Annotated in this window: 10 protein-coding genes; 6 read left to right on the top strand and 4 right to left on the bottom strand. The window is 64.8% G+C overall.

Annotated features, from left to right (window positions below; translation table 11 throughout):
• Nucleotides 1-87 precede the first annotated feature (87 nt).
• A complete protein-coding gene (locus HU760_RS01605; RefSeq protein ID WP_186671929.1) occupies nucleotides 88-5,136 on the top strand; it encodes a trifunctional serine/threonine-protein kinase/ATP-binding protein/sensor histidine kinase in 5,049 nt (1,682 codons plus the stop codon).
• Between the two features lie 53 nt (nucleotides 5,137-5,189).
• Here the strand turns inward: HU760_RS01605 and ycaC (HU760_RS01600) are convergent, their stop codons facing one another.
• Both ycaC (HU760_RS01600) and HU760_RS01595 read right to left on the bottom strand, forming a co-directional pair.
• Nucleotides 5,190-5,816 carry an isochorismate family cysteine hydrolase YcaC gene (gene ycaC, locus HU760_RS01600; RefSeq protein WP_170033724.1) on the bottom strand — a complete coding sequence of 209 codons (627 nt, stop codon included), beginning with the start codon at nucleotides 5,814-5,816 and terminating at the stop codon, nucleotides 5,190-5,192.
• Between the two features lie 72 nt (nucleotides 5,817-5,888).
• Nucleotides 5,889-6,251, bottom strand: coding sequence for a helix-turn-helix domain-containing protein (locus tag HU760_RS01595; protein ID WP_186671927.1), 363 nt, complete (start codon nucleotides 6,249-6,251; stop codon nucleotides 5,889-5,891).
• Nucleotides 6,252-6,432: 181 nt separating this feature from the next.
• Between HU760_RS01595 and HU760_RS01590 the strand changes: the two genes are divergently transcribed.
• Together HU760_RS01590 and HU760_RS01585 are read left to right on the top strand one after the other, a co-directional pair.
• Nucleotides 6,433-7,410, top strand: a complete 978-nt coding sequence (locus HU760_RS01590) for a GlxA family transcriptional regulator (protein WP_186671925.1) — start codon at nucleotides 6,433-6,435, stop codon at nucleotides 7,408-7,410.
• Nucleotides 7,411-7,647: 237 nt separating this feature from the next.
• Nucleotides 7,648-9,435 (top strand): monovalent cation:proton antiporter-2 (CPA2) family protein, encoded by a 1,788-nt coding sequence (locus HU760_RS01585; RefSeq protein WP_186671923.1) that lies wholly within the window; start codon nucleotides 7,648-7,650, stop codon nucleotides 9,433-9,435.
• Nucleotides 9,436-9,911: 476 nt separating this feature from the next.
• On the opposite strand, the gene ycaC (HU760_RS01580) is transcribed toward HU760_RS01585, so the two are convergent.
• Nucleotides 9,912-10,541, bottom strand: a complete 630-nt coding sequence (ycaC, locus tag HU760_RS01580; RefSeq protein ID WP_186671921.1) for an isochorismate family cysteine hydrolase YcaC — start codon at nucleotides 10,539-10,541, stop codon at nucleotides 9,912-9,914.
• 281 nt (nucleotides 10,542-10,822) lie between these two features.
• Here ycaC (HU760_RS01580) and HU760_RS01575 point away from each other — a divergent pair, with 281 nt between their 5' ends.
• The 3 genes from HU760_RS01575 (at nucleotide 10,823) to HU760_RS01565 (ending at nucleotide 14,777) form a co-directional block, all read left to right on the top strand.
• Nucleotides 10,823-11,734, top strand: a complete 912-nt coding sequence (locus HU760_RS01575) for a LysR substrate-binding domain-containing protein (protein WP_186671920.1) — start codon at nucleotides 10,823-10,825, stop codon at nucleotides 11,732-11,734.
• Nucleotides 11,735-11,914: 180 nt separating this feature from the next.
• A complete protein-coding gene (locus HU760_RS01570; protein ID WP_186671918.1) occupies nucleotides 11,915-13,177 on the top strand; it encodes an OprD family porin in 1,263 nt (420 codons plus the stop codon).
• Nucleotide 13,178: 1 nt separating this feature from the next.
• Nucleotides 13,179-14,777 (top strand): MFS transporter, encoded by a 1,599-nt coding sequence (locus HU760_RS01565; RefSeq protein WP_186671916.1) that lies wholly within the window; start codon nucleotides 13,179-13,181, stop codon nucleotides 14,775-14,777.
• A 108-nt stretch (nucleotides 14,778-14,885) separates the two neighbouring features.
• Here the strand turns inward: HU760_RS01565 and HU760_RS01560 are convergent, their stop codons facing one another.
• On the bottom strand, nucleotides 14,886-16,727 hold the full coding sequence (locus HU760_RS01560; protein WP_186672961.1) for an amidohydrolase: 1,842 nt from the start codon (nucleotides 16,725-16,727) through the stop codon (nucleotides 14,886-14,888).
• Nucleotides 16,728-17,002: the final 275 nt, after the last annotated feature.

Below are 17,002 nucleotides of genomic sequence, written 5' to 3'. Positions count from 1 at the left end.
TTCCTGCCAAGCATGCTGCAACCCGCATCCGTGCTGGGCTCGCTGCGTATACTCGCGCCTCAGGATGTCGCTAGCAGGGGGTGCTCTATGCTCGATGAACGCCTTGCCCACAGGCCCATCGATTACGACCAGTCAATCGACGAGGGCTGGCTGAACCGATGCGAGATCAGCGCACTGGGCCAGGAAGGCGAGCTCAGCTACTTCCGCCTGCGCGACCCGGCTACCCACCAGGCCTGGATAGCCGTGCGCGCCCCGCTCGAGGCCCCCACTGCCTGCCAGCGCCTGGAACGTGACTACCGCTTGCAACTGGACCCGCAGTGGGCGGTAATCCCGTCGGCATTCGTGCGCTCGGCCGAAGGCCCTTTGCTGGTGTATCCGGCCGGCCGCTCAGTCGCCGACCTGATCGCTGAAGGCCCGGTGGCGCTGGCGCCGTTTCTCGACATCGCGGTGAATGCTGCCCATGCACTGGCGCAGGCGCACGAACGCAATGTGCTGCACGGTGCGCTGCAACCCGGGCATGTGTGCCTGCACGCCCAGCAGCGGCTGCGGCTGGGCTTCTTTCGCGCCGACCCAGCACAGCGGATCAGCGAACAGGGCATTCCGCTCGGCAATTGGGCCTACCTGGCGCCGGAACAGGTTTGCCCGCACGGTAGCAGCAGCGATCGCCGCAGTGACATCTATGCCCTGGGCGCGATCCTCTACCAGCTATTGCTGGGCGAACTGCCATTGGCCGGGCGCGACATCCAGCACTGGCGCCAGCTGCATGCCGGCGTACAACCGCGGGCGGCCTGCGAAGTGAACAACGACGTGCCGCAACCGCTCAGCCTGATCCTGGCCAAGGCCTTGGCCAAAGAGCCGGATGCCCGCTACCAGAGCGCGCGCGCCCTTGCAGTGGACCTGGCTCACTGCCAGCGGCAGTGGGCCGCCAGCCAGACCATGGCACCCTTCACCCCAGGTTGCGCCGACCCGGTCGCGCCCAGCCGCGCACGCCTGTATGGTCGCAGCGCCGAGCAACAGGCCATCGCCCTGCTGCTCCAGGCCATGCGCCGCGACAGCAAGCCACAGGTGCTGCTCATCAACGGTGCTGCCGGCATGGGCAAGTCGAGCCTGGTCGAAGCCGCACTCAAGGCCGACGCCGAGGGCTACCGGGCCGTCGGCAAATGCAACAGCCTGGCCCAGGCCGTGCCCTACACGCCCTGGGTTGAAGTACTCGGTGCGCTGACCACTCAGTTGCTTGCCACCAACAGCCAGGATCTAGACACCTTGCGTCGCGAGATCCTGCGCCGCATCAAAGGCCATGGCCGTCTGCTCGGCAAACTGGCCCCGGACCTGCAACTCATCCTTGGCCCGATGCCCCAACTACCGGCCAAGCTCACGCGCCTCGGGCTGCACAAGGAACTGCATGCGATCATCGAGTTCCTGCAGGTGTTCAGCCGCCCTGGGCAACCGCTGGTGTTGTTCTTCGACGACCTGCAATGGGCCGACGACGCCACCCGGCAACTGCTGGCCCAACTGCTGGCTGACGCACCCGCTAACCTGCTGCTGATTTTCGCCCGCTGCAACGACGCGCCCTCCAGCAGCCCGCCACTGGCCATACCGGCAACGCTGCGCAGCACCACGCTGAACCTGCAGCCGTTGGCTGTGGAGGCGGTGACCGAGCTGATTGGCGAACGCTATCACGTCACCGCCGAGGACGCGTTACCGCTGGCCGAACGGGTGCACGACAAGACGGCCGGCAATCCGTTCTTCATCAACCAGATCCTCAAGGCCATGGTCGAAGACCAGCTGTTTACCTTCGACACCCAGGCCATGCGCTGGTCGTGGTGCCTGCAGGCCGTGGCCCGACACTGCTACGCCGATAATGTCGCCGACCTGATGGTCCAGCGCCTGGCACGCCTGCCGGCAGCGCAACGCGAGCTGTTGCGGGTCGCCAGCGCGGCGGGCAGCCGCTGCGATGAGCGCCTGCTCCGGCAGGTGCTCGCGCAGCCGCCTGGCGAACCGTTGAAAGCCTTGATTGGCGCGGGTTTCCTGCAACCGGGCCAGAACGGCCTGAGCTTCACCCATGACCGCGTGATGGAAGCCGCTTATGCACTAACCGCCGCGCACGAGCGCCCCTCGCTGCATGCCTGCATTGCCTTGGCCATGCGCAAGGCTTGGCCAGGGCACCTGCACGAGGTGCTGTTCGAGCTCGCCAGCCAGCTGCAACGCGCCAGCCCATGCGGGTTTGCAGCGGATGACTGCGAAGCGTTCCTGCAACTTTTGCGCGAAGCCGCAGCACGCGCGCGCGACGGCGGTGCCTTCGAGCAAAGCGCTGACTATCTGCACACTGCCGAGCAGTTGCTGCACCACTGTGCCTCGCTGGAAAGCCGCGCCACGCATGGCTTTGCCATCGCCTGCATGGCAACCGAGTGCGACATCCAGCTGTCGCGAGCGGGCACCGCCGAGGCCCGTCTCACTGAGTGCCGCCAGCGCGCACGCTCGCTGTTGGACCAGGCGCGGGCGTGCCGGCTGCAGGCACTGCTGCAAACCCTGCGCGGCGATTACCAGGCGGCTATCGACAGCGCCCTGTGCGGCCTGGATTTGCTGGGTATGAGCCCGGTACGGGGCGTCGACTGGCAACAGGTCGAAGCCAGTCATGCCCAGGTACAGGCTTTGGTCGAACAGAAAGGCCGGCATTGCCTGGAATCGCTGCCGCGCACCGACTCGGAGGAGGTAGCGGTTGCTATCAGCCTGCTGGCCACGCTGTCATCATCGTTTTTCGTGAAGGACGACATCTGCTTCCTGCACCTGGCCAAACTCATGGAGATATCGCTGCTGCATGGCGTTGCCCCAGGCAGTACCTACGGTATGGCCTGGTACGGGGTGATGATTGCCGAGCGGTTCGGCGCTTACCATGACGGCCATGCCTGCTGCCTGGCCGCGCTCAAGCTGATCGAACGGCACGGTTTCGAGGCTGACTTGACCAGCGTGCTGCTGGCCCTGGACCAGGTCAGCGCCTGGACCTCTCCCATGGAGTTCGCCCGCCGCACGGCGCTGGATGCGGTCGATTCGGCGCGCCTGAGCGGCGACTTGGCAATGAGCTGCTATGCCCGCAACCACCTGGTTTCCGACTCGCTGTTCATGGGCCGCTACCTGCCAGAAGTGGTCGAAGAAGTGGCGCAAGGCCTGGCCACCGTGCGGCGCAACGGCTACCGCGATGTCGAACAGATCCTGCAGGCCCAGCAAGCGTTCGTCGCCACCCTGAGCGGCATGCCCTGCCCGGCCTCGGCTACCCCCTCGAAATCGCCCACTACGCGGTTCTTCCAGCACCTGTTCACCGGCATGGGCGCCTTCTACATGGGCAATATTGCGCAGGCCATGCGTAACCTGGCACTGGCCGCTGACAACGCGTGGGCGGCACCGGCGCATATCAACCTGGCCGACTACCACTTGTTCCGCGGCCTGGCCCTTGGCAGCCCGGAGGCACCCGGCTGCCTGACCGACAAGCTGCGCGAACTGCAGGCCGTGCGCGAACGCTTCAGCCGCTGGGCCGGATTCAACCCGGCCACCTTCCGCAACAAGCTGCTGCTGATCGAAGGCGTGATCGCCAAGCTCGAAGGCGACGGCCTGGCCGCGATCCGCTGCTTCGACCAGGCGCAGATCGCTGCCACCGCCGCCGGCTTCATCCACGAGCAAGCGCTGGCCCATGAACAACTGGCCGAGGTGTGCATCCCCAGCGGCCTGATTTCCGGCGCCAACCTGCACCTGCGTATCGCCCGCGACTGCTTCCATATCTGGGGCGCGACCGGCAAGGTGCACCAGTTGGAGACGCTGCACCCGTTCCTGCGCACCCAGCCAATCCAGGAGACCTATCGCGCCACCCAGCAGGCCAAGCTGGACCTGGAAGCCGGCATCGAAGCCGCACGGGCGCTGTCCGAGGAAGTGCTGCTCGAAGGCCTGATCGAAACCCTGATGGGCCACCTGACCCAGCATTCCGGCGCCGATCATGGTGCGTTGCTGATCGTCAGCGGCGCCGAGTTCCAGATGGCCGCCCTCGCCTATATCGATGATGACGGGTTGCACGTGAGCATGGACAACTGCCAGAAGTTCATGACCCAGGCGCCGTTGTCGGTCATCAACGCCACCATGCGCACCCGCAAGCCGCTGGTACTCAACGATGCGCTCGGCGATTGCCCGGAAGCCTTCCGCCAGCAGCTGCAGGCGCGCAACGCCCGCTCGGTGCTATGCCTGCCGCTGGTGATCCAGGGCGTGCTGATCGGCCTGGTGTACCTGGAAAACCGCCTGGTGCCGAACCTGTTCGGCAGCCAGCGCCTGGCCATGCTGGAAATTCTCGCCTCACAGGCAGCGGTATCGCTGCAAACCGCCAAGTTCTATACCCGCCTGGCCGAAGACAACCAGGCCCGCGCCCAGATGGAAGCCGAACTGCGCCGCTCGCGGGCCGAGCTGGCGCGCAGTGCACACCTGCAGGTGATGAACGAGTTGTCGGCATCCATCGCCCACGAAATCAGCCAACCGCTGCTGGGCATCGCTTCCAACGCCGCGGCCAGCCTGCGCTGGCTGAAGCGCGCCAAACCCGACCTGGAAGAAGCGATTGCCGGCCTGGAAGACATCCGCAACGACAGCGAACGGGCCGCCAACATCGTGCGGGCGTTGCGGGCGCTGGCCAAGCAGTCGCCGATGCAACTCAAGGCAGTGAAGCTGGACGAACTGATCCGCGAGGTGGTGCGCCTGACCTCGGCCGATGCCGCCAGGAGCCGGGTCGACGTGCAGACGCAGTTGCAGGCCGGGGTGTGCGTGACAGCCGACCCGGTGCAGTTGCAACAGCTGGTATTCAACCTGATCACCAACGCCCTGGAAGCGCTGGCGGGGTATCGCAGTGACGGGGTGCTGCGGATTGCCTCGGCGCTGGTCGAGAACGGGGTGGAGATCTGCGTGGACGACAACGGGCCGGGGATCGCTGCGGACGAGCGCGAGCGTGTATTCGAGGCGTTCCACACCACCAAGAGTGGTGGCATGGGCATGGGTTTGGCGATCTGCAGCTCGGTGGCCCAGGCGCACGGCGGGCAATTGCAGGCGCTGGTGTCACAGTTGGGTGGGTGTCGAATTCGTTTCACCCTGCCGGTGAATCCTTCTTAGCCTGTGCCGGCCACTTCCCGGTTTATCCGCGAAGCAGCCGGCACAGGCCTATATCAACGCGAACTCAAGGCCGCATAGCTGTTCATCAGGTTGCGGTAGTTGGGGATGCGCTGCGACAGCAGGTTGCCCAGCCCTTCGATGTCGTTGCGCCAGTCGCGGTGCAGCTCACAGGCCACCGAGAACCAGTTCATCATCTGCGCACCTGCCTGGGTCATGCGCACCCAGGCCGCCTGCTGCACGGTCTCGTTGAAGGTGCCCGAGGCATCGGTCACCACGAACACCTCAAAGCCTTCCGCCAGCGCCGACAGGGTCGGGAAGGCCACGCACACATCGGTCACCACGCCGGCGATGATCAGTTGCTTGCGGCCAGTGGCCTTGATTGCCTTGACGAAGTCTTCGTTGTCCCAGGCATTGATCTGGCCTGGGCGGGCAATGTAGGGCGCGTCCGGGAACATTTCTTTCAGCTCGGGCACCAGCGGGCCGTTCGGGCCTTGCTCGAAGCTGGTGGTGAGGATGGTCGGCAGGCCGAAGAACTTGGCCAGGTCGCCCAGCGCCAGCACGTTGTTCTTGAACTCGTTGGGCGAGAAATCCTGTACCAGTGAGATCAGGCCGGTCTGGTGATCGACCAGCAGCACCACGGCATCGTCTTTGTTCAAACGCTTGTAATCAGGTTGGCTCATGGGGGTGACTCCTTGGGTTGGGATAACGGGCCGGCACTGTCCGCAGGGGTTATACCGGCGGATAGCTTCGGCTTAAGAAAGTACCTGCGCCTGGCGCCAGGCCTTCGGTGGCTGGCCGACCAGGCGGCTGAAAGCGCGGGTGAAATGGGCCTGGTCGCAAAAGCCGCATTCCAGGCTCACGTGGGTGATGGGCGCCTCGGTGGCGAGCAGGCGCTTGGCCTTTTCCATACGCGCCAGCAGGCGCCAGGCCTGGGGCGAAAGGCCGGTGTTCACTTTGAACGCGCGGGAGAAATGGCTGCGGGTGAGGTTGCATACCGCGGCAATCTCGATGATCGACAGCGGGCTGTGCAACATCAGTTCCTTGGCCCGGCGCAGCCGCGCGGGCGTTAGTGCGCCGGGGGTTTGCAGCGGCGCTTCGGGCGTCCCAGGGTGCATGGCGACTCTCCTGTTCAATGGCAGAAAGTCTCGCCGCCAGCGCATGACAAAGTCCTGAGCCAAACCTGAATTGTTGTTAATTGTGCGCTGCTGACCCAGGCTGTTTTGCCGATACCTTAAGATGCGTTTCGTATTCAGCTTCCGGCCGCTGCCAGCGGCCGGCATTCAAGGCGAAAGAGGCATGCAGGAAAAACCCGCCCACCGCACCGTGGCCATGGTGCTGTTCAACGATGTATTGCTGCTGGATGTCACCGGCCCCATGGATGCATTCGCCATCGCCAACCGGTTCCTGCCTGCAGAACGGCAGTATCGGCTGCTGACCCTGGCCGACGGGCAAGCAGCGGTGCGTGGCTCATGCGGCCTGAAAGTGCTGGCTGACCGGCGCCTGGAAGACCTGCCGGAAGCCGTCGACCTGTTGCTGGTGCCAGGCGGCCCGGGGGCCTACGACATCGCCCTGCCCGCGATCGAGCGCTGGCTGCCCCAGGCTGTGCGTCGGGCCAGGCGCTTCGGCGCCATCTGTACCGGGGTATTCCTGCTGGGGCGGGCCGGGTTGCTGGATGGCTATCGCTGCACCACCCACTGGAACTACGTGGAGCGTCTGGCCCAGGCGTTTCCCCAGGCCAAGGTCGAAACCGAGCAGATCTATGTGATCGACCGCTGCCTGATCACTTCGGGCGGCATCACCGCAGGTATCGACCTGGCGCTGGCGGTGGTCGCCGAAGATCACGGCAAGGCGCTGGCCCTGGACGTAGCCAAAGTGCTGCTGGTCGCCCGTCATCGCCAGGGCGGGCAGACGCCCTATGGGCCATTGCTGGCGGCGGTGCCGCGGGATGACTCGCCGATTGCCCGGGTACAGGCGTACATCGTCGACCATATCGAGCAGGCGTTCACCGTACAGAAGATGGCCGACCTGGTGGCCATGAGTGGGCGCAACTTTGCCCGTACGTTCCAGCGCGAGGTGGGCATCACGCCGTTGCAGTACCTGCAGAACGCGCGCATCGACCGGGCGCGCAAGTTGCTGGAAGGCAGCGACCTGCCGTTGAAGGTGGTGGCCGCACGCTGCGGCTTTGGCAGCGACCGGCACATGCGCAAGGTGTTCTGCGAGCGGATTGGCATGACGCCTGCGCAGTATCGGGCGCAGTTTGGTGGCGGTGAATAGTCGGATCTGCGCTGCCTTCTTCGCGGGCACGCCCGCTCCCACAGCGATAACACCGGCCTCAGGGGCAGTGTTGTACCTGTGGGAGCGGGCGTGCCCGCGAAGAGACCACCATAGGTTGTCACCTGTACCGGGACAATGTTTCTCCCCAATAGCAGATTGTCCGACTCCATCACAACCCCCAGAATTGTCCGCCAAACTGGTCTAACGCTGCCCCGGCAGCTCATGGAGTACGAGCCAATGCCACACGAAGGCAGCCTTCTGCAAACCGCCGTGATCTTCCTGCTCGCGGCAGTCCTCGCCGTCCCCCTGGCCAAGCGCCTGCAGCTGGGGGCCGTGCTCGGCTACCTGCTTGCCGGGGTGATCATCGGCCCGCAGGCACTTGGCCTGATCCGCGACACCGAAAGCGTGGCGCACATTTCCGAACTTGGCGTGGTCTTGCTGCTGTTCATCATCGGCCTGGAACTGTCGCCCAAGCGCTTGTGGCTGATGCGCAAGGCGGTGTTCGGTGTCGGTACCGCCCAGGTGCTGCTGACCGGCGCAGTGATCGGCGCCATTGCCCTGCTCGGCTTCAGCCAGACGCTACCGGCAGCCATCGTGCTCGGCCTGGGCCTGGCGCTGTCGTCCACCGCCCTCGGCCTGCAGAGCCTGGCCGAGAGCAAGCAGCTCAACGCGCCACACGGTCGCCTGGCGTTCGCCATCCTGCTGTTCCAGGACATTGCCGCGATACCGCTGATTGCCCTGGTCCCGTTGCTGGCCGCCAGTGGCCCGGACACCAGCAGTGGCGATAGCCTGGGGCATGGCCTGAAGGTGTTCGCCAGCATCGCCGTGGTCATCGTCGGGGGCCGTTACCTGTTGCGTCCGGTATTTCGCGTCGTCGCCCGCACGCGCCTGCCGGAAGTGTCCACGGCCACCGCACTGCTGGTGGTGATCGGCACCGCCTGGCTGATGGAACAAGCCGGTATCTCCATGGCCCTGGGTGCGTTCCTTGCCGGCCTGCTGCTGGCCGACTCGGAATACCGCCACGAGCTGGAATCGCAGATCGAACCGTTCAAGGGCCTGCTGCTAGGGCTGTTCTTCATCAGCGTCGGCATGGGTGCCAACCTGCGCCTGCTGCTGGACATGCCGCTGGTGCTGCTGGGCCTGACCCTGTTGCTGGTGGCGGTGAAGCTGGTGCTGCTGATCGGCGTCGGCCGTCTGGCCGGTGGCCTGAGCAGCGCCAGTGCGCTGCGCCTGGGCATGGTGCTGGCTGCAGGCGGCGAGTTCGCCTTCGTGGTGTTCAAGCTGGGCAAGGACCAGGGCCTGTTCGACGCCCTGACCTACGACCTGCTGTTGATGACCATCACCCTGTCGATGGCGATCACCCCGCTGTTGATGATTGGCTGCGCTCGCGCCCTCAAGCGCCCGCAAGCAGTGCGTGAAGTGCCTGAGCAGTACAAGCAGATCCAGACCGACACGCCACGGGTGGTGATCGTCGGCATGGGCCGCATGGGCCAGATCGTCGCGCGCATCCTGCGCGCCCAGAAGATCCCGTTCATTGCCCTGGAAACTTCGGTGGACACCATCGAGATGACGCGCATGTTCGAGCAGGTGCCAGTGTTCTACGGCGACCCGCTGCGGCCTGAGGTGCTGCATGCGGCCAAGGTGGGTGAGGCGGAGTACTTCATCATCACCATCGATGATCCGGAGGCCGCCATCCATACGGCAGAGCGGGTCAAACGCCTGTACCCGCACCTGAAAGTGCTCGCCCGAGCGCGCAACCGCCAGCATGTGCACAAACTCGTGGATGCCGGTGCCGAACCGATTCGCGAGACGTTCTACTCCAGCCTCGAGATGACCCGCCGGGCATTGGTGGGGTTGGGCTTGAGCGACGAGCAGGCGGCAGACCGCATCGAGCGGTTTACCCAGCATGATGAAGAGGTGCTGGTGGCCCAGGGGCAGGTGCGCGATGACCGGGCCAAGGTGATGCAGACGGCCAAGGAGGCGCGGGTGGAGTTGGAGCGGTTGTTTGCTTCGGATGCGGATTGAGGCAGGTACAGCGAAACGACAAGAGGGCTTAGGCCCTCTTTTGGCTTTTGGAATTCAGGAGGCCGGCGAAGTGCCTGGCGGTATGTTGAGTCAATGCTACCAGGCGCATGCCTTGAGGTTTTCAGCGCCTGTGAGATCGAGCGCCGCCCGCGCGGCGCATCGCGGATAAATCCGCTCCTACATCTGTTTCGGGCCAGTTATTCCTGCACCATTGGCGCGCGCACCCTTGGCGTATGGCTGGAGATAGGTGGAGCGGCATGACCTCACAGGAGGGACCGACCCGAAACAGGTGTAGGAGCGGATTTATCCGCGATGCGCCGCGCGGGCGGCGCTTGATCTCACAGGCGCTGCAAATCTCAAGGCGAACCCTCGGCGGCCCTGGCACGCCATCAAGGCAGGCACATCGCCGCCATCCACAGACAAAAAAAAGGCCGACCCCGCAATCGGGGCCGGCCTTTTGACCAGAATCCTTGCTGTTACTTACCCGCAGTCAGCGCGTTGTAGCTGGTAATCAGATTGCGGTAGTCCGGGATGTGGTTGGAGCACAGCGCCGCCAGGCCTTCGATGTCGTTGCGCCAGTCGCGGTGCAGTTCACAGGCCACGCCGAACCAGGTCATCAGCTGCGCACCGGCCTGGCTCATGCGGTCGTGGGCAGCGTCGCGGGTCAGGGCGTTGAAAGTGCCGGAAGCGTCGGTCACCACGAACACGTCGAACTCTTCTTCCAGGGCCGACAGCGCCGGGAAGGCTACGCAGACCTCGGTCACCACACCGGCGATGATCAGCTGCTTCTTGCCGGTGGCCTTCACTGCCTTGACGAAGTCTTCGTTGTCCCAGGCGTTGATCTGGCCGGGGCGGGCGATGTACGGGGCGTCCGGGAACAGCGCTTTCAGCTCGGGTACCAGTGGGCCGTTGGGGCCTTGCTCGAAGCTGGTGGTGAGGATGGTCGGCAGGTTGAAAAACTTGGCCAGGTCGGCCAGCGCCAGCACGTTGTTCTTGAACGCGTCCGGCTCGATGTCACGCACCAGCGACAGCAGACCAGCCTGGTGGTCGACCAGCAGGACAGCGGCGTCGTCTTTGTTCAGGCGGTTGTAGGTGAATTTGCTCATGGTCTGTGCTCCCAAAGTTTTATGAATTTTTCAGCATTTCGAGGTGTTTCGCGTTGATGGGCACAGATTAAAATCACCACCTTTACGGCGGTAGATAGCAGAATTTGGCTTTAGCGTTCTGATATATGAACGATGGATTTGCAGGGGCTGTACCGGCCTCTTCGCGGGTAATCCCGCTCCCACAGGGATGGCGCCGGGCTTGAGCGCTGTGCAGCACCTGTGGGAGCGGGTTTACCCGCGAAAGGGCCGGCACAGGCAACCAAGTACCCGGAGACCGATCATTGGAAGACCTTAACTCCCTCTACTACTTCACCCAGGTAGTCGAGCACGGCGGTTTCGCCCCGGCCGGGCGGGCGCTGGACATGCCCAAGTCAAAGCTCAGCCGGCGCATCGCCGACCTTGAAGAGCGCCTGGGCGTGCGCCTGCTGCACCGCACCAGCCGCCATTGTTCGCTCACCGAGATCGGCCAGGCCTACTACAACCGCTGCCTGGCCATGCGCGTGGAAGCCGAGGGCGCGGCGGAGATCATCGAACGCAACCGCAGCGAACCGCGCGGCCTGGTACGCATCAGCTGCCCGACGACCCTGCTCAACTCCTGGGTCGGGCCGATGCTCACCCGCTACATGCTCAAGTACCCGCAGGTGGAACTGTTCATCGAGAGCACCAACCGCCGCGTCGACCTGCTGCACGAGGGTTTCGACGTCGCCCTGCGGGTGCGCTTCCCACCGCTGGAAAACACCGACATGGTGATGAAGGTGCTGAGCAACAGTACCCAATGCCTGGTCGGCCAGCCGCAGTATCTGGAGCAACTGCCCAAGGGCTTCGACCCACAGCTGCTCGGCACGCTGCCCAGCCTGCACTGGGGCAGCGCCCAGCGGGAATATCACTGGGAGCTGTTCCAGGGCGAGGACACCAGCCGCAGCATCGTCATCCCGCATACGCCGCGCATGGTCACCGATGACCTGTTCGCACTGCGTCATTTTGTGGTCGCCGGCGTAGGCATCGCACACCTGCCGCGGGTGGCAGTGCGCGAGGACCTGGCGGCTGGGCGGTTGGTGGAGCTGTTGCCGGGTTGGCACCCACGCTGCGGCATCGTGCATGCGATCTTCCCGTCGCGGCGCGGGTTGCTGCCGTCGGTGCGAGCACTGATCGATCATCTGGCCGAGGAGTTCGCCATCAGCGACATGGCATGAGTTCCGGGCAGTGTCACGCTGACTGCCCGCGGCCAAGGGTATCGCACATGGCTTGGGGCTGGAGGTGATCCTGTGCCGCGAAGAGGCCGGCACAGATGAAACAGATTCTCCAGCACACCCTTACAAGACCGCTGGCCTATGCTTGCGCCACAGTTCCGGATCATCCCCGCTGGAGCCCCCATGATCCGCGCCAACCCCGGACCAGGCCGCGCCCTGCTCGCCTCCCTCGCCCTCTGCCCGCTGCTCAGCCAGGCCGATGAAGCCGGCTGGTCGCTGGTCAGCCGCAACTATTTCCTGCACAGCGACTTCCGCTCCCCCTCCGGCAGTGGCCAGAACTATCGCCAGGAATGGGCCCAGGGCTTCATCGGCGACATCCGTTCCGTCTTCACCGAGGGTACGCTCGGCGTCGGTATCGATGCCCACGGTTTTCTCGGCTTCAAGCTCGACGGCGGTCGCGGCCATGCCGGTACCGGCCTGCTGCCGCGCGACAGCGATGGCCGCGCCGAGTCCGAATATTCCAGTGCCGGTGCCGCACTCAAACTGCGCCTGGGCGACACCCAGCTGCGCTATGGCGAGCTGACCGTGGAAACCCCGGTGTTCGATACCGCCGACAAACGCCTGCACCCCGAATACGCCACCGGCTGGTTGCTGGAAAACAGCAGCCTGCCCGACTGGCGCCTGCAGGCCGGGCGCTTCACCGCGTTCAACAATCAGGACAACAGCGCTACCCAGGATGATTTCAGCGGCTACGGCGCCAGCACCGACAACCGCGCCATCAGCCTGGCCGGCGCCACCTTCGCGCCCCCAGGCCCATTCGGCGCTGCGCTGTACGCCGGGCAACTGCAGGACACCTGGCGCCAGGCCTATCTCAACCTTAACCTTGCCGAGGGTGACTGGCGCCTGGACGGTAACCTGTACAAGACCCGCGACACCGGCAACGCCAGTGCCGGGGCGATCGACACCCTCGCCTACAGCTTGCTGGCCAAATACAGCTTCGGCGCCCACGGGCTGAGCCTGGCCTATCAGAAGGTCGAAGGCGATACTCCGTTCGACTTCATCGGTGGCGACTCCATCTACCTGGCCAACTCGATCAAGTACGCCGACTTCAACGGCCCCGGCGAACGCTCATGGCAAATGCGCTATGACCTCGATTTCGCCACCCTCGGCGTCCCCGGCCTGAGCCTGATGGGCCGCTACGTCAGCGGCCGCGGCATCGACGGCAGCCACGCCCCGGCGCGCGGCGCCTACGTAGGCCAGTATGGCGAGGGCGGCAAACACTGGGAGCGCGACATCGACCTTAAATACGTGGTGCAGTCGGGCGCCGCCAAGGACCTGAGCCTGTCGTTTTCCCATGTCAGCCACCGCGCCAACCAGGCCCAGGCCGGCGATGACATCGATCGCCTCTACCTGATCATCGAATACCCACTCAAAGGCAGCTTCTGACATGAGCACTTCCCCTGCTGGCGCCTGGAGCCCGTTGCGCAACACCACCTTCCGCATGCTGTGGATCGCCACCATCGCTTCCAACATCGGCACCTGGATGCATGAGGTGGGCGCCGGCTGGCTGATGACCACGCTGTCGGCCAGTCCGTTGCACGTGGCCCTGATCCAGGTAGCCGGCTCGCTACCAATGTTCTTCCTTGCCCTGCCGGCCGGCGCGGCGGCGGATATCGTCGACAAGCGCCGCTACCTGTTGCTGGTGCAACTGTGGATGTCTTCGGTGGCCGTGGTGCTGGCGGCCCTGACCCTGCTCGGGCTGATGAACGTCACCCTGCTGCTGGTGCTTACCCTGGCGTTGGGCATCGGCACGGCACTGATGATGCCGGCCTGGAGCGCGCTGACACCGGAGCTGGTAGGCAAGGACGACCTGGCCAACGCGGTGGCGCTTTCCAGTGTCGGTATCAATGTGTCGCGCGCCATCGGCCCGGCATTGGCGGGGGTGGTGGTGAGCATGGTCGGCCCATGGCTGACCTTTGCCCTGAATGCCATCTCGTTCGCCGGGGTGATCCTGGTGTTGTTCCTGTGGAAACGCGAGGTGAAGGAGCCACTGCTGCCGGCCGAGCGTTTCGTTGGAGCCATGCGCACCGGGCTGCGTTTCGCGCGTAGTGCCAAGCCGTTGCAGGCGGTGATGCTGCGTGCGCTGGCATTCTTTTTCTGCGCCAGTGCCGGTACTTCGCTGCTGCCGCTGATCGTGCGTGGCGAGATGCAGGGTACCGCCGCCGATTTCGGCCTGCTGCTGGCAGCCATCGGCATCGGCGCGGTGGCCGGCGCCACCTTGCTGCCACGCCTGCGCGAACGCATCAGCCGCGACCGCCTGGTGCTGCTGGCCAGCCTGCTGTATGCCCTGTTCCTGCTGGCCCTGGCGCTGGTGCGCAACTTTTATGTGCTACTGCCGGCGATGCTGCTCAGCGGCACGGCGTGGATCGCGGTGCTGTCCAACCTGCAAGTGGCGGCGCAGACCTCGGTACCGGCCTGGGTGCGGGCGCGGGCGTTGTCGGTGTACATCCTGATCTTCTTCGGTGCCATGTCCGCCGGCGGGCTGCTGTGGGGCACGCTGGCCAGCCATGCATCGATCACCCTGAGCCTGCTGCTGGCCGCAGGTGGCCTGGCACTGGGCACGCTGCTGACCTGCAAGGTGACGCTGCCGGAAACCGCAGCCGAGGAGCTGACGCCGTCACTGCATTGGCCGGTGCCGCTGCTGAGCGACGACATGGACAAGGAAAGCGGGCCGGTGATGGTCACCGTGGAATACCACATCGACCCGGCCAAGGCCGAGGCTTTCCAGCAGGCAGCGCGGGAGCTGGAGGCGATGCGCAAGCGCAATGGCGCGTTGTCGTGGGGGTTGATGCGCGACAGTGCGGACCCGGCGTTGTGGCTGGAGTTCTTCTTCGAGGAATCGTGGCTGGAGCATTTGAGGCATCACCACCGGGTAACCCGGGGTGAGCTGAAGATCGAGGCCAGGGTGCGGATGCTGCAGACCGATGGGGTGGAAGTGAAGATTAGGCATCTGTTGGCGGGTGGGGAGCACAAGGCTCACCATTGATGTCGGCCTTTCCGGCCTCTTCGCGGGCACGCCCGCGAAGGGGCCAGCACTGAAGGAACAAAAAAGGGGGCCAATAACTGGCCCCCCCTTTTTTCACATCAGCTCAGCTTAGAAAGCAAAGCACGAACAACCCAGCGCCCCCCAGAACCCCTGGAAGTCATTCACCGGCACACTCGAATGCCGTGCCTTCTCATGGCTGTGCGCATGCACCCCGCAAGGCCCGACACACTGGTGCGCCATTGCCGCAAGCGATGGCGTACCCACGCGCCAGTGGCCCGGCACCTTGGTCACCGGCGACCACTCCGGCAGCACCGGCACCTGTGGTGGGCCGAGCTTGTCGAATTCCGCTGCACCGTACACCACCTTGCCATCGACCACGGTCAGCACCGACTCGATGCCCTTGATCGCTTCTTCGTCGACGCTGAAGAAGTCCAGCGACAGTGCCGCCAGGTCGGCCAGCTGGCCCACCTTGATCTGCCCCTTCTTGCCCTGCTCGCTGGAGAACCAGGCGCTGCCCTGGGTGAACAGCTGCAATGCGGTATCGCGGCTGAGGCCTTCCGGGTACAGCTCCATGCCGCCGACGGTCTTGCCGCTGACCAGCCAGTACAGCGAGGTCCATGGGTTGTAGCTGGACACGCGAGTAGCGTCGGTACCGGCACCCACCGGCACGCCCATGTCGAGCATGCGCTTGATCGGCGGGGTCTGCTCGGCAGCCTTGGCGCCGTAGCGGTCGACGAAGTACTCACCCTGGAAGGCCATGCGGTCCTGGATGGCGATACCGCCGCCCAACGCACGCACGCGTTCGATGTTCTGCGGGGTGATGGTCTCGGCGTGGTCGAAGAACCACGGCAGGCCGTTGAACGGGATGTCGCGGTTGACCTTCTCGAACACGTCGAGCATGCGCGTGATCGATTCGTTGTAGGTGGCGTGCAGGCGGAATGGCCAGCGCTGCTCGACCAGGTGGCGCACCACCGGCTCCAGCTCTTGCTCCATGGTCTGCGGCAGGTCCGGGCGCGGCTCGAGGAAGTCCTCGAAGTCGGCGGCGGAGAACACCAGCATTTCGCCGGCGCCGTTGTGGCGCAGGAAATCGGTGCCGCTGTGCAGCTTGACGCTGGAGGTCCATTTACGGAAGTCGTCCAGCTCTTCCTTGGGCTTTTGCGTGAACAGGTTGTAGGCGATGCGCACGGTCAACTGGTTGTTGTCAGCGAGCTGCTGAATCACCTGATAGTCGTCCGGGTAGTTCTGGTAGCCACCGCCAGCATCGATGGCACTGGTCAGGCCCAGGCGGTTGAGTTCGCGCATGAACTGGCGGGTGGAGTTGACCTGGTACTCCAGCGGCAACTTCGGCCCCTTGGCCAGGGTGGCGTACAGGATCATCGCGTTGGGGCGAGCGATCAGCATGCCGGTCGGGTTGCCGAACTTGTCGCGCTGGATCTCGCCACCCGGCGGGTTGGGGGTGTCCTTGGTGTAGCCGACGGCCTTCAGCGCAGCGCGGTTGAGCAACGCGCGGTCATACAGGTGCAGCAGGAACACCGGCGTGTCCGGTGCGGCCTGGTTGATTTCCTCCAGGGTGGGCATGCGTTTTTCGGCGAACTGGAATTCGTTCCAGCCACCGACCACGCGCACCCACTGCGGGGTGGGCGTGCGCGCGGCCTGGTCCTTGAGCATGCGCAGGGCATCGGCCACCGAGGGTACGCCTTCCCAGCGCAGCTCCAGGTTGTAGTTCAGGCCGCCACGAATCAGGTGCAGGTGCGAGTCATTCAGGCCCGGGATGACCGTGCGTTGCTTGAGGTCGATGATTTGCGTGGAGGCGCCCTTGTGGGCCATGGCCTCGGCGTCGTTACCCACGGCGATGAAGCGGCCATCCTTGATGGCGACGGCGGTCGCGGTGGGTTTTTCACGATCAACGGTGTGCAGTTTGCCGTTGAACAGAATCAGGTCGGCGGTCATGGAACCTCCTTGAGTGGATGCGTAAGCGGAACCGGTAAAGGGCAATGCGGACCAGAGCGCGCCGGCGGCACCGAGCATGGTGCTGGTGGCGAGGAACTGGCGACGGGTCTTGTCGTTGCGGTCCTGGGACATGGTCTTCTCCGTCCGGTGGCGGCGCCGGCAGGCGCGATTGCGGAGCATGCCGGTTGGTGCGGGGCCAGGGCTTGGATGGATGTGCGGTGGGTTGTAGAAGGTTAGCCCTGTTCAAATTTTGTGCTGCCTGGGGCGGGCCTCTT

The organism is Pseudomonas oryzicola, from assembly GCF_014269185.2.
GTDB classification, from domain to species: Bacteria; Pseudomonadota; Gammaproteobacteria; order Pseudomonadales; family Pseudomonadaceae; genus Aquipseudomonas; species Aquipseudomonas oryzicola.
This window is presented reverse-complemented; position numbering and strand designations above follow the sequence as displayed.

Bases quoted from the DNA above. Each gene is read 5' to 3' on its own strand.
- HU760_RS01605 (WP_186671929.1), top strand. From the start codon at position 88: ATGCTCGATGAACGCCTTGCCCACAGGCCCATCGATTACGACCAGTCA.
- ycaC (WP_170033724.1), bottom strand. From the start codon at position 5,816: ATGAGCCAACCTGATTACAAGCGTTTGAACAAAGACGATGCCGTGGTG.
- HU760_RS01595 (WP_186671927.1), bottom strand. From the start codon at position 6,251: ATGCACCCTGGGACGCCCGAAGCGCCGCTGCAAACCCCCGGCGCACTA.
- HU760_RS01590 (WP_186671925.1), top strand. From the start codon at position 6,433: ATGCAGGAAAAACCCGCCCACCGCACCGTGGCCATGGTGCTGTTCAAC.
- HU760_RS01585 (WP_186671923.1), top strand. From the start codon at position 7,648: ATGCCACACGAAGGCAGCCTTCTGCAAACCGCCGTGATCTTCCTGCTC.
- ycaC (WP_186671921.1), bottom strand. From the start codon at position 10,541: ATGAGCAAATTCACCTACAACCGCCTGAACAAAGACGACGCCGCTGTC.
- HU760_RS01570 (WP_186671918.1), top strand. From the start codon at position 11,915: ATGATCCGCGCCAACCCCGGACCAGGCCGCGCCCTGCTCGCCTCCCTC.
- HU760_RS01565 (WP_186671916.1), top strand. From the start codon at position 13,179: ATGAGCACTTCCCCTGCTGGCGCCTGGAGCCCGTTGCGCAACACCACC.
- HU760_RS01560 (WP_186672961.1), bottom strand. From the start codon at position 16,727: ATGACCGCCGACCTGATTCTGTTCAACGGCAAACTGCACACCGTTGAT.